At 56.1% G+C, this 14,160-nt stretch carries 12 protein-coding genes and 1 pseudogene; 10 read left to right on the top strand and 3 right to left on the bottom strand.

Going from position 1 to position 14,160, the window contains the following annotated elements; translation table 11 throughout:
• Positions 1-30 precede the first annotated feature (30 nt).
• The 6 genes from lptD to apaH all read left to right on the top strand — a co-directional run bounded on the left by lptD (position 31) and on the right by apaH (position 6,832).
• On the top strand, positions 31-2,391 hold the full coding sequence (gene lptD / locus ACLRGG_RS10535) for an LPS assembly protein LptD (RefSeq protein ID WP_416249722.1): 2,361 nt from the start codon (positions 31-33) through the stop codon (positions 2,389-2,391).
• A gap of 54 nt (positions 2,392-2,445) precedes the next feature.
• Positions 2,446-3,741, top strand: a complete 1,296-nt coding sequence (surA, locus tag ACLRGG_RS10530; RefSeq protein ID WP_416249721.1) for a peptidylprolyl isomerase SurA — start codon at positions 2,446-2,448, stop codon at positions 3,739-3,741.
• Positions 3,731-4,720: a 4-hydroxythreonine-4-phosphate dehydrogenase PdxA gene (pdxA, locus tag ACLRGG_RS10525; RefSeq protein WP_416249720.1), complete on the top strand. Its 990-nt coding sequence runs from the start codon at positions 3,731-3,733 to the stop codon at positions 4,718-4,720. The genes surA and pdxA overlap by 11 nt, the downstream gene beginning before the upstream one ends.
• Complete coding sequence (gene rsmA / locus ACLRGG_RS10520) at positions 4,713-5,537, top strand: 16S rRNA (adenine(1518)-N(6)/adenine(1519)-N(6))-dimethyltransferase RsmA (protein ID WP_416249719.1); 825 nt, start codon at positions 4,713-4,715, stop codon at positions 5,535-5,537. Before pdxA ends, rsmA begins: the two co-directional genes overlap by 8 nt.
• Positions 5,538-5,541: 4 nt before the next feature.
• Positions 5,542-5,919 carry a Co2+/Mg2+ efflux facilitator ApaG/CorD gene (apaG, locus tag ACLRGG_RS10515; protein WP_067709084.1) on the top strand — a complete coding sequence of 126 codons (378 nt, stop codon included), beginning with the start codon at positions 5,542-5,544 and terminating at the stop codon, positions 5,917-5,919.
• 82 nt (positions 5,920-6,001) lie between these two features.
• On the top strand, positions 6,002-6,832 hold the full coding sequence (gene apaH, locus ACLRGG_RS10510) for a bis(5'-nucleosyl)-tetraphosphatase (symmetrical) ApaH (protein WP_416249718.1): 831 nt from the start codon (positions 6,002-6,004) through the stop codon (positions 6,830-6,832).
• Between the two features lie 148 nt (positions 6,833-6,980).
• Here the strand turns inward: apaH and folA are convergent, their stop codons facing one another.
• The gene (gene folA, locus ACLRGG_RS10505; RefSeq protein ID WP_416249717.1) at positions 6,981-7,460 is read right to left on the bottom strand and encodes a type 3 dihydrofolate reductase; all 480 of its coding nucleotides are present in this window, start codon (positions 7,458-7,460) and stop codon (positions 6,981-6,983) included.
• 187 nt (positions 7,461-7,647) lie between these two features.
• Here folA and ACLRGG_RS10500 point away from each other — a divergent pair, with 187 nt between their 5' ends.
• A complete protein-coding gene (locus ACLRGG_RS10500) occupies positions 7,648-8,262 on the top strand; it encodes a LysE family translocator (protein WP_067709088.1) in 615 nt (204 codons plus the stop codon).
• Here ACLRGG_RS10500 and ACLRGG_RS10495 read toward each other — a convergent pair.
• Entirely contained in the window at positions 8,243-8,977 is a 735-nt protein-coding gene (locus ACLRGG_RS10495; RefSeq protein WP_416249716.1) for an acid phosphatase, read from the bottom strand. The genes ACLRGG_RS10500 and ACLRGG_RS10495 overlap by 20 nt on opposite strands.
• A gap of 631 nt (positions 8,978-9,608) precedes the next feature.
• Between ACLRGG_RS10495 and ACLRGG_RS10490 the strand changes: the two genes are divergently transcribed.
• The 3 genes and pseudogenes from ACLRGG_RS10490 to ACLRGG_RS10480 form a co-directional block, all read left to right on the top strand.
• Complete coding sequence (locus ACLRGG_RS10490; protein WP_416249715.1) at positions 9,609-10,256, top strand: SpvB/TcaC N-terminal domain-containing protein; 648 nt, start codon at positions 9,609-9,611, stop codon at positions 10,254-10,256.
• A complete protein-coding gene (locus tag ACLRGG_RS10485) occupies positions 10,240-10,407 on the top strand; it encodes a hypothetical protein (RefSeq protein WP_416249714.1) in 168 nt (55 codons plus the stop codon). Before ACLRGG_RS10490 ends, ACLRGG_RS10485 begins: the two co-directional genes overlap by 17 nt.
• Positions 10,367-10,845: pseudogene (locus tag ACLRGG_RS10480) on the top strand (SpvB/TcaC N-terminal domain-containing protein); the annotation flags it as partial. The gene ACLRGG_RS10485 and the pseudogene ACLRGG_RS10480, both read left to right, overlap by 41 nt.
• A 77-nt stretch (positions 10,846-10,922) precedes the next feature.
• Here the strand turns inward: ACLRGG_RS10480 and carB are convergent.
• Entirely contained in the window at positions 10,923-14,156 is a 3,234-nt protein-coding gene (gene carB, locus ACLRGG_RS10475) for a carbamoyl-phosphate synthase large subunit (RefSeq protein WP_416249713.1), read from the bottom strand.
• Positions 14,157-14,160 lie beyond the last annotated feature (4 nt).

The raw sequence follows: 14,160 nt of genomic DNA, 5'->3' as shown, positions 1-14,160 counted from the left end.
GTCAGCTATCACGGAATTTTGATACCGCGTATGAAAAAACGACTACCTACTTTGCTGGCCACGCTAATCGGCACAGCGCTTTACAGCCAGCAAGGCCTGGCCGATGACCTCGCTTCCCAGTGTATGCTGGGCGTGCCCAGCTACAACCGTCCGCTGGTGCAGGGGAAGGATACCAACGCGCTGCCGGTCACCATCAACGCGGATAACGCGAAAGGCAACTACCCGGATAACGCGGTATTCAACGGCAATGTTGACATCAGGCAGGGCAACAGCCGCATGCTGTCTGACGAGGTACAGCTGCATCAGAAACCGCAGCCGGGCCAGCCGACGCCGGTACGCACCGTAGACGCACTGGGTAATGTGCACTACGACGACAATCAGGTCATCCTGAAAGGTCCGAAAGCCTGGTCCAACCTGAATACTAAAGATACCAACGTCTGGAATGGGACTTATCAGATGGTGGGTCGTCAGGGCCGCGGCAGCGGCGATCAGATGAAGCTTCGCGGGCAGAACCGCTATACCATCCTTGAAAACGGCACCTTCACCTCCTGTCTGCCCGGCGATAACAGCTGGAGCGTGGCGGGAACCGAGGTGATTGAGGATCGTGAAGAACAGGTGGCAGAGATCTGGAACGCCCGCTTCAAAATTGGCGCGGTGCCGGTACTCTATAGCCCTTATCTGCAACTGCCTATTGGCGATCGTCGCCGCTCCGGCTTCCTGATCCCTAATGCCAAGTACGGCAGTTCAAACGGCTTTGAATTCATTCTCCCTTACTACTGGAACATCGCGCCTCAGGCGGATGCCACCATCACGCCGCACTACATGAGCAAGCGTGGTATGCAGTGGCAGAATGAGTTCCGCTATCTGACCAAAGCCGGCGCAGGCCTGATGGAGTTCGACTACCTGCCAACCGACGATCAGTACAACCGGGATGCCGCCTCGCGCAATATCTCTGATGATAAAGACTCTAACCGCTGGCTCTTCTTCTGGAAGCACTCCGGCGTTTACGATCAGAACTGGCGCTTTAACGTTGACTACACCAAGGTCAGCGATCCTTACTACTTTACCGATCTGGATTCGACCTACGGTAGCTCCACTGACGGCTACGTGACGCAGAAGTTCAGCGTCGGCTACGCCGAGAAAAACTGGGATGCCACCCTGTCGACCAAACAGTTCCAGATTTTCTCCACCAACGCCAGTAACGATGTTTATCGCGCTGAACCGCAGTTCGACTACAACTATTATCAGAACGATGTCGGCCCGTTCGATACGCATCTCTACGCGCAGGCGGTGAAGTTCACTAACGTCAACGAAAACTACCCTGACGCGACGCGTCTGCATCTTGAACCGACGATCAACCTGCCGCTGTCGAACGGTTGGGGCAGCCTGAATACCGAAGCGAAGCTGCTGGCGACCCACTACGAGCAGGATGGTATTGACTACTACAACAAGAATGTTGATACCTCCAAAGTCAACCAGCTTAAAAGCAGCGTCAATCGCACCATGCCGCAGTTCAAGGTTGACGGCAAAATGGTATTCGATCGCGATATGGACTGGTCTCCGGGCTATACCCAGACTCTGGAACCGCGACTGCAGTACCTCTACATCCCGTACCGCGATCAGAGCGACATTCGCGCCTACGACTCCACGCTGCTGCAAAGTGACTATACCGGTCTGTTCCGTGACCGTACCTACAGCGGCCTGGATCGCATCGCATCTGCCAACCAAATGACCAGCGGCGTCACCACGCGAATTTTTGATAACGATTTGGTTGAACGTTTTAACGCTTCGATAGGTCAAATTTACTCGTTTACCCCCGCTCGTACCGGTCTTGAGACGGCAGACAACGACGATCGCGGCAGTCTGGTCTGGGCAGGTGATACCTACTGGAAGATCAGCGACCGCTGGGCCGCGCGTGGTGGCGTACAGTATGATACCCATCTCGATAACGTTTCTCAGGGAAATGCCGTACTGGAATATCGCCAGGATGCAGATCGGATGGTGCAGCTGAACTATCGCTATACCAGCCCGGAATACATTGAGCAGACGCTGAGTCAGATTACCAACCCGGGTTATCAGCAGGGGATATCGCAGGTTGGGGCAACGGCCAGCTGGCCGGTAGCCGATGCCTGGTCAGTGGTAGGCGCATGGTATTACGATACCAAAGCCCGTCAGCCTGCCGATCAGCTGCTTGGCGTGCAGTACAGCTCCTGCTGCTATGCGATCCGTCTGGGCTACGAGCGTAAAATTACCAATTGGGAAAACGACAGCAGTAAGTACGACAATAAAATCTCATTCAACATTGAGCTTCGTGGCCTGAGTCCTTCGTATAGCCTGGGCACCGGTCAAATGCTGCGTCAGGGCATACTGCCTTATCAGCGCTCTTTCTGATGTTGTAATAATTACTATGCCAACCCGCAGTGCGGATAGAAGAATGGAAAAAGTATGAAGAACTGGAGAATGCTGATCCTCGGTGCAGCGCTGTCAGCCAGCACTGCGTTTGCAGCCCCGCAGGTTGTTGATAAAGTTGCCGCCGTCGTGAATAACGGCGTGGTACTGGAAAGTGACGTCGACGGTATGATGCAGTCGGTGAAGGGTCAGGCCCAGCAGGCGGGTCAGCAGCTGCCTGACGATAAAACCCTGCGCCATCAGATCGTTGAGCGTCTGGTCATGGACAACATCCTGCTGCAAATGGGTAAACAGGCTGGGATCCAGATCTCAGACGCGCAGTTGGATCAGGCCATTGGCAATATTGCCGCGCAAAACAAAATGAGTCTCGATCAGCTGCGCAGCCGTCTGGCCTATGATGGCATGAACTACTCAACCTACCGTGAGCAGATCCGTAAAGAGATGACCATTGCGGAAGTACGCAATAATGAAGTGCGTCGTCGCGTGACCATTCTGCCGCAGGAAGTCGACTCGCTGGCGAAGCAGGTGGCTACCACCAACGATGCCGGGACCGAGCTGAACCTCAGCCACATCCTGCTGCCGCTGCCGGAAAACCCGACCCAGCAACAGGTTGACGATCAGGAAACGCTGGCGAAGCAGCTGGTTAGCGAAAGTAAAAACGGCGGCGATTTTGGCAAGCTGGCCATCACCTATTCAGCCGACCCTCAGGCGCTGAAAGGCGGTAACATGGGCTGGGGCCGAATTCAGGAGCTCCCTTCCCTGTTTGCCCAGGCGCTGGCTACCGCGAAAAAAGGCGATATCATCGGTCCGATCCGTTCAGGCGTGGGCTTTCACATCCTGAAGGTCAATGACATTCGCGGCGACAAGCAGAACGTCTCCGTAACCGAAGTGCATGCCCGTCATATTCTGCTTAAGCCTTCCCCGATTATGACCGACGCCCAGGCACGTGAGAAGCTGACCCAGGTTGCTGCGGATATTCACAGCGGCAAAACCACCTTTGCCGATGCGGCTAAGCAGCTTTCACAGGATCCAGGCTCAGCCAATCAGGGCGGCGATCTGGGCTGGAGCTCACCGGAGATGTATGATCCGGCGTTCCGCGACGCGCTGCTGAAGCTGAAAAAAGGCCAGATGAGCGCGCCAGTGCACTCTTCCTTTGGCTGGCATCTGATTCAGCTGCTCGATACCCGCCAGGTTGATAAAACCGATGCGGCGCAGAAAGAGCGTGCCTATCGCCTGCTGTTCAACCGCAAGTTTGCGGAAGAAGCACAGACCTGGATGCAGGAACAGCGTGCTTCGGCCTACGTGAAAATTCTGGATCCTAATGCTCAGTAACAGCCCCGTGGTTATCACTCCCGGCGAACCCGCCGGGATTGGCCCTGACGTCACCCTCCGGCTGGCCCAGCGCGACTGGCCGGTTGAGCTGGTAGTCTGTGCCGACCCGGACCTGCTGCGCCAGCGCGCCGCCACGCTGGGGCTGCCGCTGACCCTGCGGGAATACCAGCCGGGCCAGCCCGTGCCACAGCGGGCGGGTACGCTGACCGTGCTGCCGGTACACACCGCGCAGCCGGTCAACGCGGGAGAACTTTGCACCGGGAACAGCCACTACGTCCTTGAGACCCTGGCCCGCGCCTGCGACGGCTGCCTGAGCGGTGAATTCGCCGCGCTGGTTACCGGTCCGGTGCACAAAGGCGCGATCAACGACGCTGGCATCCCCTTCAGCGGGCATACCGAGTTCTTTGCCGAACGCGCCCGCTGCGCACGCGTAGTGATGATGCTGGCGACGGAAGCGCTTCGCGTGGCGCTGGCCACAACGCATCTGCCGCTTAAAGACGTCTCTGCTGCTATTACGCGTGAAAGTCTGCATGAGGTGATCCACATCCTGCATGCTGATCTACAGGAAAAGTTTGGCATTGCCTCACCGCATATCTTTGTTTGCGGGCTGAACCCCCACGCGGGCGAAGGCGGTCATATGGGACGGGAAGAGATCGACGTGATTATTCCTGCCCTGGATGCACTGCGCCAGCAGGGTATTCAGCTGACCGGGCCACTGCCGGCGGATACGCTGTTCCAGCCGAAATACCTGCAACATGCCGATGCGGTTCTGGCGATGTATCACGACCAGGGCCTGCCGGTGCTAAAATTTCAGGGATTCGGGCGAGCGGTGAATATCACCCTCGGCCTGCCCTTTATCCGCACGTCCGTTGACCATGGTACCGCCCTTGAACTGGCGGGCCAGGGGAGCGCCGATGCGGGCAGCTTTGTTACGGCGCTTAACCTCGCCATCACCATGATTAAGAGCAGTAATGAATAATCGCGTCCATCAGGGCCATTTCGCCCGCAAACGTTTCGGACAGAACTTCCTGAACGATCCCTATATTATCGACAGCATTGTCTCCGCTATCCATCCGATGCCCGGCGAGGCAGTGGTTGAGATCGGCCCGGGGCTGGGTGCCTTAACCGAGCCGGTTGGCGAGCGGCTGGATGCCATGACGGTGATTGAGCTTGACCGCGATCTGGCGGCCCGCCTGCAAACCCATCCGTTCCTTGGCCCAAAGCTGACTATTTTCCAACAGGATGCGATGGCCTTTGACTTTGCCGACTATGCGCGGCAACAGGGCCAGTCCCTGCGCGTATTTGGTAACCTGCCCTATAACATCTCTACGCCGCTGATGTTTCATCTCTTCAGCTATACTGATGCGATTCGGGATATGCACTTTATGCTGCAAAAAGAGGTGGTCAACCGTCTGGTTGCCGGGCCTGGCAGCAAAGCCTATGGCCGTCTTACCGTAATGGCGCAGTACTATTGTCAGGTGATCCCGGTACTGGAAGTGCCGCCGGAATCCTTTACCCCGGCGCCTAAAGTGGATTCAGCCGTGGTACGGCTGGTGCCCTACGCGAATATCCCCTACCCGGTGGAGGATATTCGCGCGTTAAGCAGAATCACCACCGAGGCATTTGGTAAGCGGCGTAAAACCCTGCGCAACAGCCTGGGTCATCTGTTTTCGTTAGAGGTGTTGCAGGAGATGAATATTGACCCCACGCTGCGGGCGGAAAACATCTCGGTAGCACAGTACTGCCAGCTGGCTAACTGGCTGACCGCGCATCCACATGCGCCGCAGGAGAACTGATTTTATGACTGAACGGCCCCGCGTCAGCGTCCAGGTGCAGAGTGCGTATATTCCTTCGCAGTCCGTGCCTGATGATGAGCGCTACGTTTTCGCTTATACCATCACCATTCGTAATCTGGGCCATGCCGCCGTGCAGCTGCTCGGACGCTACTGGCTTATCACCAATGGCAACGGTCATGAAACCGAAGTACAGGGCGAAGGTGTGATCGGCGAACAGCCGGTTATCGCGGCCGGGGGCGAATTTCAGTATACCAGCGGTGCAGTGCTGGAGACGCCGATAGGCACCATGCAGGGACACTATGAGATGGTTGACGCAGAGGGCGATGCCTTTCGCGTTGAAATCCCGGTGTTCCGGCTGGCCATTCCCACGCAGATCCACTAATTTTCGCCCGGCACCGTGCGGCCTTAACGGGCAGCAATAATCGGTGCCGGTGACCTTCATCGTAAACGCCTGGGGCGATTTAATGAGCACTTATCTTATTGGTGACGTTCACGGTTGCTATGATGAACTTCAATCCCTGTTACAGCAGGTCAGCTTCGATCCTGCTCAGGATACGCTCTGGCTGACCGGCGACCTGGTGGCTCGCGGACCCGGCTCACTCGACGTACTGCGGTTTGTCCGGTCGCTGGGGGATGCCGCGCGTCTGGTATTGGGTAATCACGATCTGCATCTGCTTGCCGTCTATGCCGGGATCAGTCGCAATAAGCCTAAGGATCGGCTGGCCGCGTTACTGGAAGCAGAGGATGCCGACACGCTGATTAACTGGCTGCGACGCCAGCCGCTGCTACAGGTCGATGAAGAGAAAAAGCTGGTCATGGGACATGCGGGTATTACGCCGCAGTGGGATATCGACACGGCGAAGGCCTGCGCCAGAGAGGTGGAGGCCGTACTCTCCAGCGATACCTATCCACTGTTCCTGGATGCGATGTATGGCGATATGCCAAACAACTGGTCACCGGAGCTTACCGGCCTTGCCCGGCTACGCTTCACCACCAATGCGCTGACGCGAATGCGTTTCTGTTTTCCCAACGGCCAGCTGGATATGATCTGTAAAGACACGCCGGAATCCGCCCCACCGCCGTTAAAGCCCTGGTTCACTATTCCGGGACCGGTATCAAAAACCTATACCATTGTGTTTGGCCACTGGGCGTCGCTGGAGGGCCAGGGCACACCGGAAGGGATTATCGGTCTGGATACCGGCTGCTGCTGGGGCGGCGTGCTGACGATGCTACGCTGGGAGGATAAGGCCGTATTTGTGCAGCCCTCTCACCGGAAACGGGCAGCAGAAGTCTGAATCAGTGAGCGCATCCTGATGCCGTAACGGTATTTCTGCCTTTAAGTGCATCCTGAATGCCGTAACGATATTTCTGCCTTTAAGTGCATCCTGAATGCCGTAACGATATTTTCTGCCTGTGCGCCCCACGCTGTGGGGCGCAACTTCGTTAACGACGATCGAGAATTTCCCAGCAGTAGCTGTGGGAGTTTTTTTCATCGGCGTCGTGGAATTCGCTAAACGTCGACTGCCACTGATCCGGCTCGTAGTCCGGGAAAGTCGTATCCCCTTCCACTTCGGCATCAATATGGGTCAGGTAGAGTCGGTCCGCTCGGGCCAGCAGCTGCTCGTAAATCTTACCGCCGCCAATCACCATCACTTCTTCTGCATCGCCAGCGGCCTTAAGCGCTTCCTCAATAGAGGTTACCCAGGTGGCACCTTCTGCATCGCCCGGCTGGCGGCTGATAACGATATTTAAACGGCCCGGCAGCGGACGCCCGATAGACTCCCAGGTCCGGCGCCCCATGATAACCGGCTTACCCAGCGTATTACGTTTAAACCACGCCAGATCGGCTGGAATATGCCACGGCATGGCGTTTTCCATTCCAATAACGCGGTCGGCCGCCATGGCCGCAATCAGGCTTATCATTATTGACACTCAACAGGCAGTAAATTTGGCGCCATCATACGGAAAGGTGAAACTTTCGTCGATACCCTACGGGCGGGTTTTACGTAAAGGTTTTTAAGGGCGATATTTACCCTGAAAGGCCAGCGGCTGGTTGCTCAAAAGGCCGGTGATCGTGCTAAAATCCGGGTCCCAACTCCAGGATACGATCATGTTAGAAACCAGCCTGATTATCTTCACTATTGCGGCCCTGGGAATGCTTTCCCCCGGTCCTGACTTCTTCCTTATTATCAAAAATGCCGCCCGTTATCCGCGTACGGCGGCGATGTTTACCGCGCTCGGGGTGAACTGCGCGGTCGCCACACATATGATTTACTGCGTGGCCGGGCTGGCCGTGGTGATCACTACCACCCCCTGGCTGTTTATGCTGCTGAAATACGTTGGTGCGGCATACCTGATCTTTATCGGCGTCCAGGCGCTACTGTCACGCGGCAGCAGCAAAATGGACCTCAGCAATGTGACCCCGGAGACCACCTCGCTGCGGAAAGCCTTTCTTCAGGGCTATCTCTGCAACCTGCTCAACCCGAAAGCGACGCTGTTCTTCCTGTCGATATTTACGCAGGTGCTTAACGTTCACTCCAGCTTTGGCGAAAAAATCTGGTACGCCAGCATTATCCTGATGCTCTCATCCCTGTGGTGGCCGCTGCTGGTGGTGATTATCCAGAGCGCCCCGGTACGCCGTGCACTGGCGAAAGCCCAGAAGCTTATCGACAAACTGCTGGGCGGCGTACTGATTGCGCTGGGTATTAAAGTTGCGCTTTCTTAAACTCGTCTTTCGCCTTCTGTAACTGCTGGCTAAAGGCCGGATCGGCATGCAGCCGCGCAACAACGGCGGCGGCAACGATCCGGGCAGCGGTCACATCGCTCTGCCAGTGGTATCCGCAAATCACCCGGCTCTGCCCCATCTCATAGCCCCTTTTAAGGATCTCACCCTGTCGGGCCGGATTGACCTCGGCCAGCACCAGTGCCGTCGCCCAGCCAATCGTGGTATGCCCGGAGGGATAAGAGCCATTTTTAGCGAGCGTGCTCTCTTCATCCGCGCGGCAGGTGGGTTCGTTGTAAAAGGCGAAAGGGCGGATGCGCATATAGTGCTCTTTCGCGCTGCGCGTCGCCAGATCGCCCGCATCCTCACGCATTTTCATAACCAGCCGGAACAGCTCAGGCGTTTTTTCTCTGGTAATGGGCTTGCCAAAAGCGGGCGACAGCGCCTCGGCGACGCCATCGCCTGAGACGTGTGCATCCTGCCAGGCCTGTTTACCCCTCGGGGTATTTCTCAGCATTTTCCCCACATCGTACTGCGCCTTGTCATTGAGAAAATCAATGCTGTCCATCGCCGGAGGAGGAGGCAGTAAAGCCAGGCTATCGGGTGACTGTGCCTCTTTCAGAAAGTACACATCGGGTTGGGTGGTCACGTCTTTTGCCGCGAAAGTGGCGGGTATAGTGGCGGCACAAATCAACGTGGCTAACAGAACTCTCTTCATCTTATCTCCCTGAATCACTCAACAGTACGTCATTTTCTGCCGCCTGTTTTCGGCAGACTTATCGGGTAGGGAAGAATACAGAAGGTCAGAATTTCGTTCTGGTAAACGCTTCACAAAAATCACACCGCCCTGGAAATATTGTATTTATTTGGAGCATTAATATTACATTGATTTATTAATGAAATCTTATATTGACGATTAGCCATCAAATAGTGAGTGAATCAATAAGATATCCGTATGATTCAAAAAATAAAAACAAACCCACCCAACTGAAATATAATGATTTATACCTGACCAGTACTGTAATCACCTCCATTTTCTTAACCTTCACGCACCCGCTCCTCACACTGAACTATGCTAAATAAAAAATGGTAATTAGCCTGAAACCTGGAAAACAGCGGAAAATACAATTATTCATTAAAAGATCAATTAAGTAACAGGCCGCTTACCCTTACTCATGACCTTCAATACTGGCAATGGCACTGCCCGTTCTAAATAATTAACGCAGAGCTTACTGCGCTGTGTTAACTGTCAGCCATTATTTCCAGTTAATAAGAGGTCGAGCTGCATGTACGGTACTGATAGTATTCTGAGAAAACTAAACACTATTGACCACGCGTCTGAAGAAGATGTGTCTGAAATTGGATCCAAACGTATCCAACGCGCGCCCTGGCCCCTGGCAGATATCATGGGCTACTCATCACCTGAAATACGTAATCTGTCCGCGAACAGGCTGACATGGGGTGAGAAAGAATACCTGCATCAGCAGGCCGATCAGGAGCTGAAAGAGAACCAGCTTGAGGAAGCGCGCATACTGACCCGGGTGAATCCTCAGTTGGCACATACCGTAAGTCTGGGTATCCGTCAGTCTGCGCAGAAGCGGAGCTATAACGATCTCTTTGGCCATCGCGCCAGCCAGTTTGTTAAACCGGTGAGCGGTTGCCTCGATGTTCTCTCCGGCAGGTTACCTGACAGAAACTGTACCACGAAGCCACAGGTCAGCGACAGCATGACGCCGGAAATCGCCAGCCTGATTGAGACCCTGAATAATGGCCTCGCCAGTCAGGGCGATAATGGCGACAGGTTGCTGAGCGATACCGCGCCGCTTATCGCCGCCGCAACCCAGCTTGAATCCGGGGAACACGCCCTGGCCATGCCGCAGGGCTGTTTTTCCGACTTCGCTCACGGATTCGACCTGCGCACCCGCCGCCTCTGTCGCCAGGGGCTGCTGTTTCACCGGCTGCGTACCCTCGCAGGGGCACATGAGGAGACGTTTTGACCGCACCTGTAGCCTGCAGATGGCAGATATCCAGGGGCTGGGCATCGCCAGCCTGATCCTGACCCTCACCCGACAGCTGGAAGACTGGGACAGAAGAAACCGCCGGGATATTACCTCCGCAGGTGATCACCCTGACGACCGACCGTTATGACGACGCTGCGGAACAGCAGATCCGCCAGCAGGTGGTGTTTAGCGATGGTTTTGGTCGCGTGCTCCAGGCCGCACCCGTCAGGCAAACGGTGAAACCTTGCAGCGAACCGACGATGGAGTGCTTGCGGTAGATAAAAATGGTGCGCCCATCGTGGCCGAAACGCGCTTCCGCTGGGCGGTAACCGGCCGCACCGAGTATGACAATAAAGGTCAGGCCATCCGCACCTTTCAACCCTGGTTTCTGAACGACTGGAAGTACATCAGCGACGTGAGCGTACGGAAGGATCTCTATGCCGATACCCATTACTACAATCCGCCTGGTCGTGAATGGCAGGTGAAAACGGCGAAAGGCTGGCTGCGTCGTACGCTATTCACGCCCTGGTTTGTGATCAGCGAGGATGAAAATGATACGGCGTCAGAGGTGAACGGGAACCTTTAGCCGAGATACCGGCTGGCGTGGACGGATTCAGGTCCAAAACTGCCGCCAGGGGATGCTCCCCTGGCGGTAACAGAGAACTACGCCTGGTGAGCGTTGATCTGCGCGTGCATCTCCTGCACCGAGATCACCTGCTCGCAGGGGTCAGAGTTGAGGGACATCGCCGTGGCAAATCCGCCGTTCAGCGTGGTGTCATAGTGCACCTTGTACTGAAGCGCACTGCGACGCAGCAGTTTAGAATCTTCAATAGCCTGGCGCCCTTCGGTGGTATTCACAATATAAGCATACTCGCCGTTCTTCAGACGATCCTGAATATGCGGACGGCCTTCGTGCACCTTGTTCACCAGACGCGGGTTGATCCCCGCCTCACCCAGCACCACGGCGGTACCGTGCGTCGCATCCAGTTCAAAACCGAGCTTTTGCAGCTTAGCGGCGAGGTCGACGATGCGCTTTTTGTCCCCTTCGCGCACCGACAGCAGAGCGCGTCCGGTTTTCTTCATATTGCTCTGCGCGCCCAGCATCGCCTTTGAGAACGCCTCGGCAAAGGTTCGTCCCACGCCCATCACCTCACCGGTAGAACGCATTTCCGGACCGAGGATCGGGTCAACGCCCTGGAATTTGTTAAACGGCAGCACTACCTCTTTCACCGAGTAGTAAGGCGGAATCACCTCTTCGGTTATGCCCTGCGCGGCCAGCGTTTTACCCGCCATTACCCGTGCAGCGACCTTCGCCAGCGGCACCCCGGTGGCTTTCGACACAAAGGGAACGGTACGGGCGGCGCGCGGATTCACTTCAATCAGGTAGACTTCGTTATCCTTCACCGCAAACTGCACGTTCATCAGACCGCGAACGCTAAGTTCGAAGGCCAGCTTCTCAACCTGCTGACGCATTACGTTCTGAATCGCTTTGCTCAACGTGTAGGCGGGCAGCGAACAGGCAGAGTCACCGGAGTGGACGCCCGCCTGCTCGATGTGTTCCATAATGCCGCCAATCAGCACCCGCTCACCGTCGCAGATGGCATCAATATCCACTTCGACCGCATCATCAAGGAAGCGATCCAGCAGCACCGGCGCATCGTTGGAGACGGAAACCGCCGTCTGGAAGTAGCGTTTAAGATCGACCTCGTCGTAGACGATTTCCATCGCCCGACCGCCGAGCACGTAAGAAGGACGAACCACCAGCGGATAACCCAGCTGTGTCGCTTTTTCGACGGCCTGTTCCAGCGCGGTCACCGTAGCATTGGCGGGCTGCTTCAGGCCCAGACGATCCACGGCCTGCTGGAAGCGTTCGCGGTCTTCCGCCCGGTCAATCGCATCCGGGCTGGTGCCAATAACCGGCACGCCTGCGGCTTCCAGCTCACGCGCCAGCTTCAGCGGCGTCTGACCACCGTACTGTACAATCACTCCTTTCGGCTTCTCAATGCGCACAATTTCCAGCACATCTTCCAGCGTCACAGGTTCGAAATAGAGGCGGTCCGAGGTATCGTAATCGGTCGAAACGGTTTCCGGGTTACAGTTAACCATAATGGTTTCGTAACCGTCTTCCCGCAGCGCCAGAGAGGCATGCACGCAGCAGTAGTCAAATTCAATACCCTGCCCGATGCGGTTTGGCCCGCCGCCCAGCACCATGATTTTCTCACGATCCTGAGAGGGGTTCGCTTCGCACTCTTCCTCGTAAGTGGAGTACATATAGGCGGTGTCCGTTGAGAACTCCGCAGCGCAGGTATCCACGCGTTTGTAGACTGGATGCAGATTGTAGCGCTCGCGCAGCTTACGGATCTCGCTTTCCGCTACGCCAGCCAGCGCACACAGGCGCGCATCGGCAAAGCCTTTACGCTTCAGGTCCCGCAGGAACGCTTCCGTCAGGCCGTTGATCCCTTCCCGGGCAACCTTCTCTTCCAGGCGCACCAGCTCTTCTATCTGTACCAGGAACCAGCGATCGATATTGGTCAGGTTAAAAACGCCATCAACGGACATCCCGGCCCGGAAGGCATCGGCGATGTACCAGATGCGATCCGAGCCGGCATCCTTTAGCTCACGGCGAACGTGGGTAAGGGCTTCGGGATCGTTGAGGCTAACCTTGGGATCGAATCCGCTGGCGCCCACTTCCAGCCCGCGCAGCGCTTTCTGTATCGACTCCTGGAAGGTGCGGCCAATGGCCATCACTTCCCCGACGGATTTCATCTGGGTGGTCAGGCGATCGTTCGCCCCGGCGAATTTCTCAAAGTTGAAGCGGGGAATTTTGGTGACGACATAATCAATCGACGGCTCAAACGATGCCGGGGTCAGGCCGCCGGTAATATCGTTCATCAGCTCGTCCAGCGTGTAGCCGACCGCCAGCTTGGCGGCGATTTTCGCAATCGGGAAGCCGGTCGCCTTCGAGGCCAGCGCAGAGGAACGCGACACGCGCGGATTCATTTCGATAATGATCAGGCGGCCATTTTCCGGATTCACCGAGAACTGCACGTTGGAACCACCGGTTTCGACGCCGATTTCACGCAGTACCGCCATCGAAGCGTTACGCATGATTTGATACTCTTTATCGGTCAGCGTCTGGGCGGGCGCGACGGTAATCGAATCGCCGGTGTGGATGCCCATCGCGTCGAAATTTTCAATGGAGCAGACGATAATGCAATTATCGTTCTTATCGCGCACCACCTCCATTTCATACTCTTTCCAGCCGATAAGGGATTCATCAATCAGCAGCTCGTTGGTCGGGGAGAGATCCAGTCCGCGCTCACAAATTTCCTCGAACTCTTCACGATTGTAAGCGATACCGCCACCGGTGCCGCCCATGGTGAACGAGGGGCGGATAATGCAAGGGAAGCCAAGCTCGTCAGCTACCCTGAAGGCCTCATCCATGCTGTGCGCAATGCCGGAACGCGCCGTATCAAGGCCAATCTTTTTCATCGCTTTATCAAAGCGCTGGCGATCTTCCGCCTTATCAATGGCATCGGCGGTGGCACCAATCATGGTCACGCCGAATTCAGCCAGCACGCCCTGACGCTCCAGCTCCAGCGCACAGTTCAGCGCCGTCTGGCCCCCCATGGTGGGCAGAACCGCATCCGGGCGCTCTTTTTCAATGATTTTGCGTACCACTTCCCAGTGGATCGGCTCAATATAGGTCGCGTCAGCCATATCCGGGTCGGTCATGATGGTCGCCGGGTTGGAGTTGACCAGAATAACGCGATAGCCCTCTTCCCGCAGGGCTTTACAGGCCTGAGCGCCTGAGTAGTCGAATTCACAGGCCTGTCCGATGACGATCGGACCTGCGCCAAGGATCAGGATACTTTTTATGTCGGTACGTTTTGGCATTTTC

This window comes from Erwinia sp. PPS120, assembly GCF_047918655.1.
Taxonomy (GTDB): Bacteria; Pseudomonadota; Gammaproteobacteria; order Enterobacterales; family Enterobacteriaceae; genus Erwinia; species Erwinia tasmaniensis_A.
This window is presented reverse-complemented; position numbering and strand designations above follow the sequence as displayed.